This is a genomic window from Cellvibrio sp. ATLC23 (assembly GCF_057196725.1).
The window spans coordinates 15,672-33,256 of sequence record NZ_JBXUOS010000009.1 but is presented as its reverse complement, the minus strand read 5'-3'; the positions used below and the strand labels follow the sequence as shown (position 1 = coordinate 33,256).

General features: G+C 46.3%; 12 protein-coding genes. 3 read left to right on the top strand and 9 right to left on the bottom strand.

The window, feature by feature from the left end:
- Positions 1-107 precede the first annotated feature (107 nt).
- Positions 108-3,119, top strand: coding sequence for a TonB-dependent receptor (locus AC2CG4_RS14480; protein WP_484486940.1), 3,012 nt, complete (start codon positions 108-110; stop codon positions 3,117-3,119).
- Between the two features lie 205 nt (positions 3,120-3,324).
- Entirely contained in the window at positions 3,325-4,830 is a 1,506-nt protein-coding gene (locus AC2CG4_RS14475; protein WP_484486939.1) for a tryptophan halogenase family protein, read from the top strand.
- 69 nt (positions 4,831-4,899) lie between these two features.
- Here AC2CG4_RS14475 and AC2CG4_RS14470 read toward each other — a convergent pair whose 3' ends face one another.
- The 8 genes from AC2CG4_RS14470 to AC2CG4_RS14435 form a co-directional block, all read right to left on the bottom strand.
- Positions 4,900-7,395, bottom strand: coding sequence for a glycoside hydrolase family 9 protein (locus tag AC2CG4_RS14470; RefSeq protein ID WP_484486938.1), 2,496 nt, complete (start codon positions 7,393-7,395; stop codon positions 4,900-4,902).
- A gap of 167 nt (positions 7,396-7,562) precedes the next feature.
- The gene (locus AC2CG4_RS14465) at positions 7,563-7,997 is read right to left on the bottom strand and encodes a group I truncated hemoglobin (protein ID WP_484486937.1); all 435 of its coding nucleotides are present in this window, start codon (positions 7,995-7,997) and stop codon (positions 7,563-7,565) included.
- A 2-nt stretch (positions 7,998-7,999) separates the two neighbouring features.
- A complete protein-coding gene (locus tag AC2CG4_RS14460) occupies positions 8,000-8,908 on the bottom strand; it encodes a DUF3034 family protein (protein ID WP_484486936.1) in 909 nt (302 codons plus the stop codon).
- Positions 8,908-11,232: a bifunctional diguanylate cyclase/phosphodiesterase gene (locus AC2CG4_RS14455; RefSeq protein ID WP_484486935.1), complete on the bottom strand. Its 2,325-nt coding sequence runs from the start codon at positions 11,230-11,232 to the stop codon at positions 8,908-8,910. The genes AC2CG4_RS14460 and AC2CG4_RS14455 overlap by 1 nt, the downstream gene beginning before the upstream one ends.
- Positions 11,233-11,244: 12 nt before the next feature.
- Positions 11,245-11,877 carry a methylamine utilization protein gene (locus AC2CG4_RS14450; protein ID WP_484486934.1) on the bottom strand — a complete coding sequence of 211 codons (633 nt, stop codon included), beginning with the start codon at positions 11,875-11,877 and terminating at the stop codon, positions 11,245-11,247.
- A 13-nt stretch (positions 11,878-11,890) separates the two neighbouring features.
- Positions 11,891-13,582, bottom strand: coding sequence for a GGDEF domain-containing protein (locus tag AC2CG4_RS14445; RefSeq protein WP_484486933.1), 1,692 nt, complete (start codon positions 13,580-13,582; stop codon positions 11,891-11,893).
- Positions 13,583-13,768: 186 nt separating this feature from the next.
- The gene (locus AC2CG4_RS14440; RefSeq protein WP_484486932.1) at positions 13,769-14,419 is read right to left on the bottom strand and encodes a thiol:disulfide interchange protein DsbA/DsbL; all 651 of its coding nucleotides are present in this window, start codon (positions 14,417-14,419) and stop codon (positions 13,769-13,771) included.
- A gap of 214 nt (positions 14,420-14,633) precedes the next feature.
- Positions 14,634-15,317 (bottom strand): c-type cytochrome, encoded by a 684-nt coding sequence (locus tag AC2CG4_RS14435; protein WP_484486931.1) that lies wholly within the window; start codon positions 15,315-15,317, stop codon positions 14,634-14,636.
- Between the two features lie 230 nt (positions 15,318-15,547).
- Between AC2CG4_RS14435 and yihA the strand changes: the two genes are divergently transcribed.
- A complete protein-coding gene (yihA, locus tag AC2CG4_RS14430) occupies positions 15,548-16,195 on the top strand; it encodes a ribosome biogenesis GTP-binding protein YihA/YsxC (RefSeq protein WP_484486930.1) in 648 nt (215 codons plus the stop codon).
- Between the two features lie 474 nt (positions 16,196-16,669).
- Here the strand turns inward: yihA and AC2CG4_RS14425 are convergent, their stop codons facing one another.
- Positions 16,670-17,569 carry a hypothetical protein gene (locus AC2CG4_RS14425; RefSeq protein ID WP_484486929.1) on the bottom strand — a complete coding sequence of 300 codons (900 nt, stop codon included), beginning with the start codon at positions 17,567-17,569 and terminating at the stop codon, positions 16,670-16,672.
- Positions 17,570-17,585: the final 16 nt, after the last annotated feature.

Genomic DNA, 17,585 nt, shown 5'->3' with positions numbered 1-17,585 from the left:
CAACTCCCTAGCGCCATCGTCCCGACTGAGTACCTGCCAACCCAACCCCGCAGGGACAAGATCACTCAAAACAAGCCACATAAAAAGTCAAAACTAGAGGACGCCACATGAACAGTTCTACAAGTTTTAATCGAAAACTGCTCTCCACTATGATCGCCGCCTGCATTGCCACTGGTGCTTATGCACAGGGCGATTCAGTCGAAGAAGTTGTTGTCACCGGTGTGCGCGGCGCACAGGAAAAAGCGATTGATGTGAAACGCAACTCCGCACAAATTGTCGATTCCGTTGCCGCTGAAGATATAGGCAAGCTACCGGACACCACCATCGCCGACTCGCTCCAGCGTATTACCGGTATTCAAATCCAGCGCAGCGGCGGCCAAGGTAGCCTGGTGAGCGTGCGCGGCATGGGTCAGGTGCTGAGCACCATGAACGGCGAATATTTTCTAACGCCCGCCAGCATGACCACTAACGGCGTGAACTTTACCGATGTTCCCGCAAGTCTGGTTTCTGGTTTGAATGTGTCCAAATCCCAATCGGCAGCGCAGTTGGAAGGCGGCATTGGCGGCAGTATCGATGTACTCACCCGTCGTTCACTGACATTGGATGAAGGCTTCAGCGGTTCAGTGCGCCTGCAAGGCAGCAGCGGCAGCATCACTGAAACGACTGATCCGGAATTAAGCGGCTTGGTCGGTTGGAATTTTGATGATGTAGCCGCCATGTCCTTGGCTTTTTCCTACGGTGAATCTACCCTCGCGGAAAATCAGGGTCGTCTGCGCGCCGACCGGGTTGCCGAAAGCTGGGGTTGCAGCAGTAGCTGCGCAGATCTGGATGGCAACGGCAATACCAATGGCGATTTCATCAACCCGATGAGTTGGAACAGCCCGGAATTTTCAGCCCGTGAAATTGAGCGCGAGCGTTTAGGTTTAGCGTACAACTTTAATTTAGCGGTAAGTGATGCACTCGAATTAAATGCCGATATTTTTTATACCGCAATGGATGAAAAAGCCGCAGGCCAATTTATTTATTTGGGCAACCAAATTGGCGGCCGCGCCGGTTTCCATGAATACACTTTAGTGACTGGTAAACCAGCGATTGTAAACCCAGGTGATGGCTCACTCGGCGGTCAACCGTTTTACGCCACCGACATGAATATGATGGTGTCCGGTTTCCGCGCCGGTGTGCTCGGCGATTACCGCGAAAGCTCCGCGCTCAACTCTAACGTGGAATTGAAATACGATAACGGTGGCGCATTTACCGGTAGCGCGCGCTGGGTATCGGGCAATGCCGATAACGACAACAACAATCTCACCCTCGCCCAAGTCAGCAATGCGATGATGGTGAAGCGTTCACCAACAACTGATCCAGTTAACATCAACCCTGGCGCTATTGATGACGGCTTGATTTACCCCATGCATGTTCAAGTCAACAGCGAAAATGTTTTGGCAAAACTTGATCCGGCAATGATCAGCAAAATGGCCAATCCGGAAGCCTGGTATTTGCACTCTGGTTGGATTGAAAGTACTTACGCCGAATCCGATTTTGATGTACTGCGTTTTGACGGAAATTTTAAATTTGCTGATGAAGGTTTGACTTCGGTTGATTTCGGTTACCGGTTTGCCGATCGCAATACCAGCTTCAAAAACATGTCATTCTTCTCACCTTCTGGTGTCGTAAAAGACGGCGTGGAACTGCTCAATAAATATCACGAAGTGGGTTACGCCACCGGCCAAGCAGGCAGCACCGGCACCGCCGCTGGTTTAACTTACGATCCGCTGCCCGTGGTTGAAATTACCGATGCAAAACTCAATGGTTACATCGGCAATGTGAGTAATTTCGGCGAAGCCTTAAAAGGTTTTGACGTAACGATTCCCATGATCGATACACGCAAAATTGATGACCCGATTGCGTTTAACGATATGATTTACGGCAAAGGCCAACGCATAGTCAACCCGGATCGCTCTTACGCGATTACCGACAGCAAACAAAGTTTTCATTTCCAAGCTAACTTTGATAAAGCGCTAAACGATACGTTCACCGTCAGTGGTAACACTGGTGTGCGCTATGTAAAAACCGATTTAACCGTCACGCAAAATATTACTGATCCGCAAAAACTGAATCCGTTAATTTTGGCGGGCACAGATCCGAACCACACCACCTATACGGATCTTGGCGATAAGATTACCAACGTCTCTTACAATCACTTTTTGCCCAGTTTAAATTTAAACATTGGCATTGCCGATGATTTCAAAGTGCGCTTAGCGTTTGATAAACGCATGACACTGCAAGATTTGGATCGCTTGGGTCAAGGCTCTATCACTTATTTGAGTTCAGAAGAAACCGTTACAGATCCAGTCACCGGCGAATCGGTTAAAGAGCCATTCCAACGGGTTAGTTCACGCCAGAACAACGGCAACCCTTATCTCAAACCCTGGTCTGCCAATGTATTTAACATTGCCGGTGAATGGTATCCAACCGACAATGCCATTGTGTCGCTGGGTTATTTCAATATTGAAGTAGATAGTTTTACCTACACCAAAGTTGAAAAAAATCCCACACTGGCAGATAGCGATGGTGTAGTGCGTCGCGGTGGTGAAGAGCAAACCGTTACCAATGGTTCAGGCGGAACGATTAAAGGTTGGGAATTTTCTTACCAACAAAGTTTCGATTTCTTACCCGGTTTGTTTGGCAATACCGGTATGACCTTCAACTATACCTATTCACCGACCGAGAGCCCTTCCAGCGAATTGTTACCCAATGGCAGCGTTGCGCCATTTAACAATACCGCTGAAGATCAAGCGAACTTGGTGCTCTGGTATCAAGATGATAAATTTGAAGCGCGTATTGCCGCCAACTATTTGGGTGATCAATATCAAGGTAAAACCTCTGGCTGGATGTGGAACCCAACCAACACCGACAAAGGTATGCCGCGTTACATGAAAGAAACTTTATTTGTTGACGTCACCACGGCGTACAACATTACCGAAGAACTGCAGATTACACTGGCGGTAAATAACCTGACGGAAGAAAACAACATCACCTATACCCAATGGGAAGATTTTGTTGATTCCTACAATATTTTTGAGCGTCGTATTACTGCGGGGGTGAACTACAAGTTTTAGTAATTTGCTGCTTTGAATTTAATTGAAATTGTAGATTAGTTTAGATAAATGGATCCCCGCTACGCGAGGATGACGATTCCCTTCTTAAAGGGCATTCGTAAAAGGAGCAGATGCAAATCTGCTCCTTTTCAGTTTTAGTGTCCGCAAAACCTTGTCGTCATACCCGCGTGCGGGTATCCAGATTTCTGATTTTACAGGCATAGTTATGACCGATACACGCATTCGCTCTATTGTTATTCTCGGTGGCGGCACTGCTGGCTGGATGGCAGCGGCAGCCCTCGCCAATCGTTTTAAACAAGGCGTCACCAAGATTACCTTAGTTGAATCAGCTGAGATCGGCACTATCGGTGTAGGTGAAGCCACCGTTCCCTATATCAAAGAATTTCTGCAAGACCTGAATATTAATGAAGTCGATTTTATGCGCGCCACCCAAGCGACTTATAAACTCGGCATCGATTTTGATGGCTGGTATAAACCCAGCGAAAAATTTATCCATCCTTTTGCCGGATACGGCGCGCGTATCGCTCGCATTCCCTTTCATCACTACTGGACAAAATTGCGCGCGCAAAACAAAGCGCAGGCACTGGATGCTTATTGTCTCGCAGTACAAATGGCACGACACAATAAATTCGCACTGCCCAAAGCCAATAATGATGTTGAATTATCCAGTTTTAATTATGCATTTCATTTTGACGCAGGTTTATTTGCCCAATATTTATCATCACTCGTGCAAGGCATGGGCGTTAATCGTATTGAAGCCAATGTTGAACAAGTTATTCAACATCCGGATACCGGTTTTATTCAATCGCTAACACTGAGTAATGGCGAAAAAATCGAAGGTGAATTTTTTATCGATTGCTCGGGATTTAACGGTTTGTTAATTGAGCAGACACTAAAAACGGGTTACGAAAGCTGGAGTCAATGGCTACGCTGCGATCGCGCAGTAGCAATGCCCTGTGCGAGCACACTTGCCCCCCAATCCGCCACCCGCGCCCTCGCAATGGAAGCTGGTTGGCAGTGGCGAATTCCTCTGCAACACCGTGTTGGCAATGGTTCTGTCTATTGCAGTGATTTTATTTCCGATGAACTCGCCGCTGAAAAATTACAGGAAAATCTGCAAGGTGATGCACTTGCCGAGCCAAAATTTATCCGCTTCACTACCGGCATGCGCAAACAAGCGTGGCATAAAAATGTATTTTGTTTAGGCTTGGCCAGTGGTTTTATGGAGCCACTCGAATCCACCAGCATCTATTTAATCCAATCAAGTCTTACCCTGCTGCTTAATCATTTCCCTAATAATCAATTCAATCAAACCCTGGTCAACACGGTGAACAACAACTTGCGTATACGGCAGGAGAAATTGCGCGATTTTTTAATCTTGCACTACTGCGCCAACCAGCGTCACGGCCAAGCCTTTTGGGATGAATGCCGCAACATGACAATTCCCACTACACTCAGCGCGCGCATCGAACACTTTAAAGCCACCGGGCAACCCCAAGTGGACGAGCTGGATTTTTTTGGCACTAACAGCTGGCTGGCGATGTTTTCTGGGTTCAATATTCACGCGCAGCACTACCACCCGGTGGTAGATGATTTTGATGTGCAACTCGTCGAACAGGAATTAAAAGCAATCGCTGCAAGCATTGCCAATACCGTTAGAGATTTACCCGATCATCTTAACTTTATCAAACGAAATATTTCACCCGGGTAATAACAGCAATGCGAACGATTGAACAGAAGAATAATTGCATCATCTGTTTAATCGCTTTTTGCGTCGCTATTATTTGGCTTGGTTCAACCGATCTACTGCCAGCGCCAAAAACATATAATTAGCTTCGCCGCCGCCCATCACATATTCGGTTTGCTGCCAAAAGAACGGCCAGATTTTTAATTCCGGCAAATCCGGGCGAATTAATGCTGTGCCAGAGATAACACCACCGGGAATATAGGACCAATCGGCACGGTTCACACCGTAAGCAACCAGCGCTGAATTAGCACCTACACCCGAAGCAAAACTTTGTGTATTGTCGCCGGGGTGCACACCCAAAACAAAATTAAGTGCGTTTACATAAGAGTCTGTGCCGGTTAACTCCGGCCAGGATTTATGAAAGAAATATTGTTTAACACCAAACTCCTGAATACTCCAACCAGCGCCCCATATGTTGGGTTTGTAGGGCACACCGTAGGGTGATTCTGTCTTGGCGCGCTCACGCACTTGCTGCTGGTAAGTGTCGACGGCCGCGTTTACCGCCGCGACAAATTTTGCATCGCCAATTGATGGCATTACCCGACCGATCGCCCAACCTGTTTTATCAATTTCAGCAACAACTTGTTGCTGCAGGCTAATTAATTCAGCGCGGTATTGATCATCCCCCGTCGCCAAGATTAGTTCTGCTAAGGCAAAAATGCGCACATCTTGCCGCTTAGTTTTGGGGGCGGCGATTTTGTAAAGATCTTGTGCCGCCGCGAGCACCTCTTGTGCCATTTTTGGATTGTAGGTTTTCAATACTCGGGCAGCAGCTGCCAGACCCGCTGCTGCATCTAATTCACGCTCGGGATTATCTTCGGTAAAAACCCAGCGATCATCCGGTGTACCAGATTTGCCATTTTTTACTTCACCATCTTTTAGCGATGGGTCATAGGATAGATTATCGGTTTGTACCATGGCATCGCCGAGCAATACATATTGGCGAATGGTCGGTTCGATAATGCCGCGATACAAACGCCCCATGGCTTTGTAACCGCCGAGCACACTCAACAAGCCGTGCTCAATTTGTTGCAGCGCATCGTTTTTACCATCGGCAACATGAATTTCAACCAATTTCTTTTCTTGATCGATCAAGGTTGCATCGTGATTTAAACCAAATTCTTCCACCATGGTAGCAAGCAGCCAAACAGTGCCCATTTGCGATTCCACACGCAGATCGTAATCGCCCGCATCATGCCAACCACCGGCATTTAAGCCCGGCACTCGTTCACCCGGTTTGAATTTGGTGCGCGTGGTATCGTCAGAAATATAGCCGTCAATATGGTTAAAATTGAGCGGCATCATGATGGCGTCATCCTGATGATCCAACCCATGCCAGACACGATATTTTTCATTCACGCGCATGTGACACATTTGTACCGGTAAAAAATATTCAAGTGTCGGTTGCCATGCGTGACGCGAAAACACATCGTCACCAATTTTAAATGCGTGCGAGGTTTTATCGCGATAGCTTATTTGATACATGCCCGGTTCTTTTATATCCGAGAAATCATGAGTCATATATTGATAGCGCAGGAAATTACCCCAAGGTTTCACCTTGGTTTTTTTCACCAGAGTTTTGCCTGCTTCACTCAATTTGAAAATTTTAATTTCCGAGGCTTTGGTGTCGCGCTTGTCTTGTTCGATTACCACTTTTTTAGGTTGCTGCGAGCCATAACCTAATTGCGATACTTGAATGACCGGCTCGTAAAGCCAGTTTTTAATCACATGGGGTGTGACAATCCACTCCAGCGCCGCTGCAGTTTTGTCGGCGGGAATTGCACCGCGCACTATGTACCAACCGTTATTGTGATTGGCGCGGCCATCCCACAGCTCCAGCGAACCGGTTTTGCTTTCAATCGTCATGCGCTGTTTATCGGCATCGGGTGCCACAATTAATTTTTTACCAGTCGCCAGCGGTGCTGTTAAAAATTCACCGTGCGGATTTACCAGCGGGCCATTGGGCTGCTGCGGAAAAATTCCGGCATGCTCATCCAACAACCAAGACTTGCCAAAAAATTCACCGGGGAATATTTCAAAATTAAAGCCGATTTTTCCCACCCACTCTGCCGGTAAAGGTTTTTTCAAATCGACCGTAATTTTGAATTGATTATTGTCGAGCGCAGTAACTTTTACATCATAGGTAAACTTCAAGTCGGGATAAATAATCGGGTTAAAGCCTTTGCGATCCTTGCTGGGATCGGGATAAGAGAGTGACTGGGTAATCGTTTGTGTTTTTTTATCGACAGTTTGTTTGCCACCTACTGGCACTGGCGACCATTGCCCCGGTGAAATTTCCAAGCGCAGATCGCCGTTGGCAGCAACGCGACTACCGTGCTGAATAACGGTTACGCCAGTCTGATGGCCATCAGGATAAATATCGCTAAACACAGTGACATTCAGCCCCTGCATTTCAAAATAATCTTTATCGTTAATTGTTAATTCATCAGCAAAACTCAGTGCGGAAAATGCAATCGCGGCAGCGAGCATACTGCGATGAACAAAATATTTTTTAATAGAGGTTTTCATAGGTCTCTTCATAGGTGAATGCCGTATTGATATTTGTGCGAGCGGTGAGTGAAGAACTCTTATGGTCAGAGAGCACAAAAGCATAAACCTATGCGAGCGCAGAGGTGATAATAAATTTGTCGATATAGGTTAAATAATGTTAATGGTGTAAAGCCGCAGAATTAGGCTTAGTGATACACCACATCTTTGTAGGTAGGCGCCAATTTTGCCAATAAGCGATTTTGCGTGGGCACCGGAATTCCGCACTGCTCCATTGCCAAAATTAAATCGTCCACAATCGCGTTAAATTCGGTATTGGTATAGTTGTAACCTGCATGCACCAATTTCATATTATCTCCGCCATAGGTACAGGGTCCCTCAACCACGGCACAAACATAATCCGACATGCCTTTTTTAAACTTGCTCATGTTCACGCCTTTATAGCGATGTTTAACCCGTTCATCTTTGGCGATATTCAAAATTAATTGATGGGTAATTTTGTTAATACCTTCATATTGCCCAAGCGCATCATAGAGCGATTGCTGTTTAGATAGATTGGAACAGGCAGAAAAACACACACACAACACAATGCCGACGAATATCTTTCTAATGCGCAAATTCATTGTTAAAAACTCCCCTGCAACGATAGGTACCAACCAGTCTGATTTTTAAATGTCGCTACCTCACCTAAATCGACATAGGCTGCTACCAGTGCGATGCGCTTATTAGGAAACCAACCGACAAACGCCGTGTGCCAATCATCTTCTTTAATAAACGATAAATTATTGGGTTTCTGCCGATACTCAGAGCCAACTAACCAGTGACGATTGAGCAACACTCCAGCGGAAACTTCCGGCAGCCACTCTTTGCGGGTATTTTTATCGCCGCCAAAACCAACCAACCCGGTTTGGTTTGCATTGGTGTAGCGCATGTTGGCATTAAGCAATAGATTGCGATTTAAAAATCCACCGAGAATTAATTTTGTTGCAGTGATATTGAGATCTGTACCCGAATCATTTTTTGCTCCCACTGCGCTCGGCACTAAAAAATCCAGATTTTTTTTATGCTGCACAGCAATACTGATTTGCGGCATAGGGGTATAAATCAAATCGCCAGCCACTCGCACCTTGGCGGCAATAATACGCTGACTAATCGAATCCGTTGGCAAACTTAATGCTGCAGTGAGCGAGTCATGGCTTAGTTTTTGTTGTGCGATAGATAGCTCTAACCGATTGCGCCAACTCCAACTGCCACCGATAACGTCTAATTGGTAATCGCCTGTATCTACATGGCTGGCAAACGCCACTGCACTTTGTTCCTCTTGCGCACCGTAGCCAGCAATCACTGCCATAGGCACTATGCCGCCACCTGCAGCGCCTTCAATACTTGTTGCACCACCGGTAGCGAGCAAGCGGCTGCGTTTGATTTTGCTATCACTGGCGAGATCTGTTTCAGTTACCGCTGCGGCCACAGTGGCTTGCAACGCAAATACTAAAACCATCACCAAAATAACAAGCGTATTTTTTCCGAGCATTATTGAAGCTCCGCGAGATAGCTGTGCACCCATTGGATAAAATCATTTTCCGGTAGCGGTTTACTGTAGAGATATCCCTGTGCGGTATCGCAGCCGTAGGTTTTTAACAGCGTTTTAATTGCCTCTGATTCAACTCCTTCAGCTGTTACACTCAACCCGAGGGTGTGCCCTAGATCAATCGTGGAGCGCACAATTAGCTGATCATCCGCGCTGGTGTCCAGATTTAAAATAAAGGATTTGTCAATTTTCAGTTCTGACACGGGCAGTTTTTTTAATTGCGAGAGCGATGAATAACCTGTACCAAAATCATCAATTGATAGCGTGATACCTAAATCGCGCAAACGCCGCAAATTATGCAAGCATTTATCCGCTTCGCGCATTATCGCGCTTTCAGTAATTTCCAAATATAAATTTTCAGCAGGCACTTTATGTGATTGCAGCAGCTCTGCCACATAGGCTGGCAAATCATCGATTAACAGATCCAACGCCGACAAATTAACTGAGCAGGTAATATCTAAATTCTCGTCGAGCAGCCGACGTAAATGCGCTATCGCTGTCTTTAATACCCAGCGAGTTAAAATCGTAATTTGCCCCGAACTTTCAATAATCCCAATAAACTCGTCGGGACTGACAAAGCCCATTTCTGGATGGCGCCAGCGCACCAGCGCTTCCGCCCCCAATATCTTCGGCTGCTCCAAATTAATTTTGGGTTGGTAGTACAAGCTAATATGGCCATCGCGCAGCGAGCTTTCAAATTCGCGAAACAAATGTAACCGACGCAAATGTTTTTCATCCCAACCCTGTTGATACCAACAAGTACTCTGCTCGCTACCGCGCCCTTCATTAATCGCTAAATTTGCCCGACGCAATAAGGTCTCGGCGGAATCGGCGTCTCCAGGGAAAGTCGCTATGCCGATATTGACCTCGACACTGACCTGTAAACCACTCACGAGCAGAGGATTTTTAAACGCGGAGTGAATTAACTCTGTTAACTCAACAATGGTCTCTCTGGCGGGCGACATTAAAATCGCCAGAAATTCATCACTGCCAAAACGCAATACTTCACCATAAGTGAGAATACGGGCAATTTTTTGCCCAACTTCACGCAATACGGCGTCGCCAATTTCATGGCTCAATTCATCATTAATCTGGGTAAAATTTTTAATATCGATGACTAAGAGAAAGACCGATTGCTTAAGCGGACGAGAGCGGGAAATGGCATCTTTTAGCTCGGGGAAGATACGCAGGCGATTGGGTAAGCCCGTCAGCGAATCGTGTTCCGATTGAAACAGCACTTGTTGTTCGCGCTCACCAATTGCATCTTGCATGCTAATAAATGCGCGGGCGAGATCACCCAACTCATCATTGGAATTGACTGAAATCGGCGTCGCATAAAAGCCGCTGGCGATTTTGCGCGCTATATCAGCCAGCAGCCTTACCGGGCGTGTCACACTGCGCGCCAAAAATAATGCCGCAATACCCGCTAGTGCAGCAAATACTAGTGCCAATAAAAATAACTGTACATTTAACCGTGAGAAGGGCGCCAACACCTGACTTAATGGAACTTGCAATACAGCCAACAGATGATTATTTTTCCGCGCTGCAGGTACCGCTAACGAAATAATTTCATCGTAAACAAATACCTCGCCCAGGGTTTTCGTAGCCTCTAATTGTTCTACCAAGTTTTCGCGCTGCTGCTCGCCTTGTGTGCCATTCAAATAATGAAATTGTTTCCCATCGTGAATCACAAAAGACACTTCCAAGCCCGTCAAGCGCTGCAACTCGGCACTAAATTCCTGTTTAATTTCAAAACCCATACCGGCAAGGCCGATAATGACCGGTGCTTTTACCGCAAACATTACAAATTGGTAGGCGCGGCCATCCACAATAATGATGTCATAGGCTTGGCCGCGATTTTGTGCCTGCTCTTTGAGGCTGTTAAATTCATCAAGGATTTGCAACCCAAACATTTCATCGCTGGCAATAAATTTTCCATCGTTGGTAATTAGTACACCTATATCGGCTTTTACTCGCGCGGAGTGATTAATGAGTGCGGAGGCAATGGTTTTTTCATCCCGTGTGGCAACCGCATCTTTAAAACCAAAATCGTCGGTAAGCACCTTTACCGAGAGCGCTAATTGTTCCACTTTATTTTGCATAATGCGGGTAAATAGCTCACCTCCCGCAAGCAGTTCAGTGCGCGCATTTTGGGTTACCGCTTTATTAATAACCAGACGAGTTGCGAGATAGGAAATAGTTTCCAGCACTACCACTAGCCCGATTAAAAAGGCGAGTAGTTTGAGCAGGTAGCTAAAGCGAGGCATTAGTTGGCCCGCCTAAAATAGATCGGAAAATTCATCGGTAGGTTCAGTCGCCGTAGGCGGCGATAAGTTATTTAATACAATGGATTTTTGTTTAGTCGAATCACCCAACACTAGGCGAGACGCGGGAAAATTTTCTCGCATTTGAGGATGGTATATTTGCAATTGATACTCTCCTACTGGCGCGTTGAGCTGAATATTTCCCTGCTGATCACTGAGTGCAAAAAAATCCGTTTCCACTACATAGATGTAGGCCACCATGGAGTCGTGAATATTACAGCCCAATACTACAGTACCAGGCTGATCAAATAGCACTGGCTCAGCAGTCATGCCATGGTACAAACGCAGTTCAAATTTTTTGGCCGGTGAAAACGAATAGACATGATGACGAACATCGTCGCTATTGGGAAAGCGCACCAGCGTATTTACACGAATCGCTAATACACCTGGCACAAACATATTATCGCGCTGATCCATAATCGCAGGTGGCACAGAGGTGAAATCAGTTGCTTGTGTTGGCACCAGTGCGGCAACTGCATTGGGAATGACTTCGCCATGTTGATTGGTCACTGTTAATAACAGTTGCGCCGATAACGCAGGTACCGAAAACAATAGAAAAATACAGGATAAAATTCGGATAACGACCATACAGCTGTTCCCATTAGATTAGTTGACAGCGATTTCTGCCCGAGGATTTTGCACTATAGAGCGCTTGATCCGCACGTTCAAATGCCATCTCTAATACGTCATTTACTTTAAATTCGGTTAAGCCTACCGATAAGGTAATCGACAGAGGTTGATCTTTATAATTAAACGCTGCATTGGCGATTGCTTTGCGAACAGTCTCCAACACCTCCAACGCGGTTGCACTATCCGTTTCCGGCATCAACGCGACAAATTCTTCACCGCCGTAACGACAGAAAAAATCGACCTCACGCAACCGTTTTGCAATAGAGCGGCCAATCACTTTAATCACTCTATCACCCGCTTGATGGCCGTAGGTATCGTTAATGCGTTTGAAATGATCTATATCGAATATCGCAATTGTCAGTGGCCGACCATAGCGTTGCCAGCGCTGCACTTCTGCTGCTGCGCGCTCGTTGTAGGCTTCACGGTTAGGTAACTCGGTGAGCGGATCATGCAGGGCCTTTTGCCGATGGGTTTCCAGAATCGTACGATTATTCTCTGCTTCAGCTTCCATGGTTTTTATTTTTGCACCGAGCGTTTGCAATTGCTCCGCCAACAATTGTTGGGTTTTATCGGTTTGCTGATAGTGATCGATCACCTGACGAATATTACCCAATTGGGATTTCACTGTATCTTTAAGCTGATTAATATCGGTAGCGCTGGCAGCAGTCGTTTCCAGATCACTCATTTCACGCATTACATCCGCTTGCAGCTTGCGCGATGCGGCTCGTTCATCTTGCGTATTTTTTACCGCACCGCCAAGCAACATATAAATCTCGGCCAATTCCTGATTTACGTTATTTAAATAAGTGACAAAAGCCTGATTAGCGGCAAGATAAGCTTCCATCACCAGATCGCGCACGTTATCAAGCAGTGGAACAAGGTTATCAACACTGACGCCCTGCTCTAATCGCAAGCGCATTGCCGCTACTTTATTTGCAATCACAGATTCATTTTCAAGACTGGTAAAAAATTGGTTGAGTACGCGACTAATTTGCGCGGAATAATCGTCGGTTAAATAATTGCCCCGCGTTTCTGCCTGAATTGGAAAAGAAGAGGTTCCCACTGATGCAGATTCATGCAGCATCTCAGGTAAATGAGTGCTCAAATCCTCGGGCTGTTCAGGTGCAGCTAGTTTAGCGTTGGCTTTGTTGCCCAGGATTTTGTCAAGCAAACCACGTTTGGGTTGTTCAATTTCGCTTAGTACCTGTTGTTGAATGCGAGCCAATTGCTGCAGCAGTGCCGGGTACAAGCGCACTTTTTTGCTGCGCTGAGGCAGTTGCGCAAGGTAAGTGTTGAGCTCTTTTTTTACACTGCGCGATAGCTTGAAAGCTTGCAGAGGCTTGGCGGTATCCACAAGCGCCTGCTGAACATCCTGCACCCCTTGTTCGCGGTGCTTCTCGAATGCCAGAGCAGCCGATTCCAATTGTGCCAGCGTACGATTGAAATCTATTGAGTTCATTTTGCCACGCAGTTGCTCGCGCAAATTCGCCATAATCTGATCTAGGGTTTCATCCTGTCCATCGGCGGCAACACTCACTCTCACTAAGGCGCTACGCAGCATTTCCTGCTGTTCGGCACACTGCTTTTCTAATTGCTCTTGTTCATCCAACGCATTGAGATATTTTTCTCGCCAGTTGTTTTTATCGCCAGAATTGACTGTCATAACACGCTTGTAACCTGCCGGATCAGAGAGAGGAAAGGAAAAAACTACTCCTGAGTATAGCCAGTCAATGCCGATTCACCTTTCCAACGACACAAAATATCACCCTACTCCAATTAACTTACAGCCAATAAAAAGCCCGCACCGATTTCCCGGTGCGGGCTTTTGTAACAAGTAAAGTCTAGTAGTTTACTGGGCAGGCACTTTGGTACCGCGCTCAGTGCGCGCTTTGGCAACCAGGAAATCCACTACTTTTAACATTTCCGCATGACCACCGGCCAGACTGGCACTGACACGGTATTTGCCTTCAACCACCATTTCAGGTGTACCGGTGACTTTGTAACCGCGCGCGCGCGCCTCAGCTTGTTTGATTTGGCTGGTCACACCAAATGAGTTAAAGGTGCTTAAGGCTTTGGCTTTATCCACACCATAGACAGCAAAAAAATCGGCCCACTGCTCTGCTGTAATGATTTGTTTACGCTCCAAATGCATTGCTTTAAATACATCCATATGGGTTTTTTCTTTTACCTTCAGTGCGATTGAGGTGTAGAAACCGCGTACCAGAGGCTCCATTTGCGGGTTCCACATTGCATGGGTTTGAGACAGATATACATCTTTAGGTTGTTTCTTTTCCCAAGCTTGCAGCAACGGTTCAAAATCAAAACAATGTGGGCAGGAATAGGCAAATACTTCAGCCACTTCTATTTTACTGGGGTCGGACGTGCGCACAGGCTGCTCCAGCAACACATAGTGCTGACCTTCCAGATACTCGCTAGACGCTTCTTGAGCACAGGCGCTCAAGGAAAAAACCAGGCCCATCAGGGCAGCCAAAATACGCATACATCGCTCCTCAGTACTTTTATTGTGAATAGATAATCGTGTAACTCTACATTCGATCGGATATCTGCGGCATTAGTCTCGCAAATGTCATCCAAGTTCCCAATCTGGAGCCGGATTCTGCTGCGCTCAGCCGGATCTGTAAAGCAAAGATACAAAAAAGGCGACCAGAGTCGCCTTTTTTGTATCTTAATCAATCATCAACAAAATCAAATAATTAATTTAATCCAGCGATGTAGTTAGCCAATGCAATGATTTCCGCATCGCTCATTTTGTCGGCAATCGAACGCATAATCATTTGATCGCCATCGTTAGTGCGATCACCAGCGCGGAATGCGCGTAATTGCTTCTCGATATACTCAGGGTGTTGGCCACTCAAGCGTGGGAAACCGGCAGGGATGTTGCCTTTGCCATCCGGTGCGTGACAACCGGTACAGGCGGGAACGCCAGTGGTTGGATTGCCAGCGCGGTAGATGCGCTCACCCAACTCCAGGCCATCAACTTTAATACCTGAGTTTACTTGCACTTCAATTTTCTTGGAGCCGGACAACTGGGTAGTTTGGCTAGCATAATGTGCCGCTATGTCCGCCAGATCCTGCTTGCTCATATTAGCGAGCTGACCAGTCATCTCAGGGATTGCACGGCCAGTCTTCTCTTTTTTGGCCGCATCTTTTTCCAGATCCCACGCTTGGATATCGACCAGTTGCTTCAATAGGTAGCGCTCACCCAAACCTGCAAGTTTGGGGAAGGTTCCCAGCATGCTATTGCCGTCAGCACCGTGACATGCGCCGCACACAGCAGCCTTGGTCGCACCAGCGGCAGCATCTCCCGCCGCCATAGCGCCTTGTGCAATGGTTACCAATCCGAGCGATAAAAGTGCATTTCTTACGATATGTTTCATTGGCTAATCCGATTGATCGATGAATCTGATTGTTATGCGTGCGTCTTCGACTGTTGAGTATAGAATTTAGCTGATGGTTCGCTTAATGACAGGTCAACAAGCTACAATCGCACTTTTAATTCCACTTGATTCCGCATGAATCCTGCTTTTGGCGCGCACGGCGGCTGGTAAAAGCGGCGGCATTATATTACCAACGCGCTAATAACACACTATTTTGAAGGGTTATTATCTTGACCGATATCGTTTTTACCAAGGCTTATTTTACCAAAAGCGCTCCCAGTATTCGCGAATGCCCACCGGAAACCGGCTATGAAGTTGCCTTTGCCGGGCGCTCCAATGCAGGTAAATCCAGCGCTATCAATGCCTTAACCAATCAAAAGCTGGCGCGCACCAGTAAAACACCCGGTCGCACCCAGCTGATCAACTTTTTCAATGTTGGCGAAGACCAGCGTCTCGTCGATCTACCTGGCTATGGTTATGCCAAGGTATCGCGCGATCAAAAAGAAAAATGGCAGCGCGATTTGTCGGAATACTTGCAGAAACGCCAATGCCTTAAAGGATTGGTGCTGTTGATGGATATCCGCCACCCGTTACAGGAATTTGATACGACCATGCTCGACTGGGCGATCAGAGGCAATATGCCAGTTCATATACTGCTAACCAAGGCCGATAAGCTGAGCCGCATGCAAGCCAACAATTCATTATTTGCCGTACAAAAACAGCTTAAACAAACTCGTCTTGATCAGTTAGTGAGCATCCAATGCTTTTCTGCATTGAAATACGCCGGGCTTGACCAACTCAAAGCGAAATTGCAATCCTGGTTAGCGCCCGAACAACCAGAAGCAGCTGAGACTGCAGAAAAATTACCGCCCCAATAAAAAAATCCGATGATTTAACTAAATCATCGGATAAAAACTGGCACCCTTGGGGTGATGCCAGATGGGCTAAGTCACAAAGAACAACACATCACTAGAAACAACAGGCTAAACAGAGAAAGGCTCCATCAAACTAGTTGCAACTAGGACGCAAGCTAGGCCAAAAAAGTTCAAACAAAATCGTAAAGCATTGTAACTGCAACAATTTTTGCACAATTGCCCTCACTCTTTCCCCAAACGACAGGCAAAAAAAACCCCGATAAAATCGGGGTTTGCTTAGCATTAATACTTTTCGCTCAGCTGGCTTAAAAGCCATTAGGGGAGGAGTTAGCTCATGATCGTAAAACACACATAACTGAGACCTACCCTTTTCCAAATTAGTTCAAACTATTTTTAAAAAACTTGCACAATTTTTTGTTAATTTGGAAAAATCATTTAAATACATGTACTTACAAGTCACCTAAAACCAAAAAACAGCTATTTTTTTATTGCTACGCTCATCTTCGCTTGCAGCAATGACAGAAAATCAGGCTGTACTTTTAGTTCAAGCCCCTTGACCAAAGGATTTTCCAAATAGATCACCTTGCGCGCTCCCAAGTTGACCGAGTCCAAACTGGGGCGATGGTGAACCAGCCACAGCTGCTGCAACGAACCATCGGCATAAGCCCTATCCAACCCCAAGCTAATACGCTTTTTGGCAAGCTGGTTGGCTTTATTAAAGTAAAAAAAGCGTGGCAGGGGATAAACCAGCATAAAGTGATCATCTATCGTTAATTTTGACAAATGCTTGAACTGCTCTGTCTCCCCCAAGATCTCATTGACACCGCGACAAAAAAAATCGACCCGCCCGCCGATGATCATCAAAAAAATACCATCGTAGTTTTCTATTTCCTGCACTTTTAAACCGTTGTGACGGAATATTTCAGTATCCGCCCAACCCACACCATGAACAAAACTGTACTGCTGCAGCTGTGCCAATGTTTCAATTTTTACGCCTGCCGCTTTTAACTTTGGGTTAATAAAACAGACTCTATACCCCAACACGCCCAAATCTACGGGGAAATTTATATAGTCCAATTGCGCATGATGGGTTAAGACTTGTTCATAACTCGTCTCAACCACTAAATTGGGATAGGCATTATCCACCACCGCTTTTAATGAGCGGGCGTAATTGCGCGGCGGCATAGGCTGTAAGCGATAATCGCCATATTCAGGGCGCGTTTTTTCCAGGGCTAACCGCAACAGCGCGGTGCTGTACTCGTGATGAGTGTCGCCGGGAGCATAGGGCGAGCGATGACTCACCACAAACTCCGCGCTCACCCAAGGTGATGCAAATAGTAAGAGCGCCAATATAAAGCGCCGCACTGCCTTGACCATTTGTGTAACCTCTGCA

Excerpts from the sequence above, each read along its gene's own strand:
- AC2CG4_RS14480 (WP_484486940.1), top strand. The coding sequence starts at position 108 with ATGAACAGTTCTACAAGTTTTAATCGAAAACTGCTCTCCACTATGATC.
- AC2CG4_RS14475 (WP_484486939.1), top strand. The coding sequence starts at position 3,325 with ATGACCGATACACGCATTCGCTCTATTGTTATTCTCGGTGGCGGCACT.
- AC2CG4_RS14470 (WP_484486938.1), bottom strand. The coding sequence starts at position 7,395 with ATGAAAACCTCTATTAAAAAATATTTTGTTCATCGCAGTATGCTCGCT.
- AC2CG4_RS14465 (WP_484486937.1), bottom strand. The coding sequence starts at position 7,997 with ATGAATTTGCGCATTAGAAAGATATTCGTCGGCATTGTGTTGTGTGTG.
- AC2CG4_RS14460 (WP_484486936.1), bottom strand. The coding sequence starts at position 8,908 with ATGCTCGGAAAAAATACGCTTGTTATTTTGGTGATGGTTTTAGTATTT.
- AC2CG4_RS14455 (WP_484486935.1), bottom strand. The coding sequence starts at position 11,232 with ATGCCTCGCTTTAGCTACCTGCTCAAACTACTCGCCTTTTTAATCGGG.
- AC2CG4_RS14450 (WP_484486934.1), bottom strand. The coding sequence starts at position 11,877 with ATGGTCGTTATCCGAATTTTATCCTGTATTTTTCTATTGTTTTCGGTA.
- AC2CG4_RS14445 (WP_484486933.1), bottom strand. The coding sequence starts at position 13,582 with ATGACAGTCAATTCTGGCGATAAAAACAACTGGCGAGAAAAATATCTC.
- AC2CG4_RS14440 (WP_484486932.1), bottom strand. The coding sequence starts at position 14,419 with ATGCGTATTTTGGCTGCCCTGATGGGCCTGGTTTTTTCCTTGAGCGCC.
- AC2CG4_RS14435 (WP_484486931.1), bottom strand. The coding sequence starts at position 15,317 with ATGAAACATATCGTAAGAAATGCACTTTTATCGCTCGGATTGGTAACC.
- AC2CG4_RS14425 (WP_484486929.1), bottom strand. The coding sequence starts at position 17,569 with ATGGTCAAGGCAGTGCGGCGCTTTATATTGGCGCTCTTACTATTTGCA.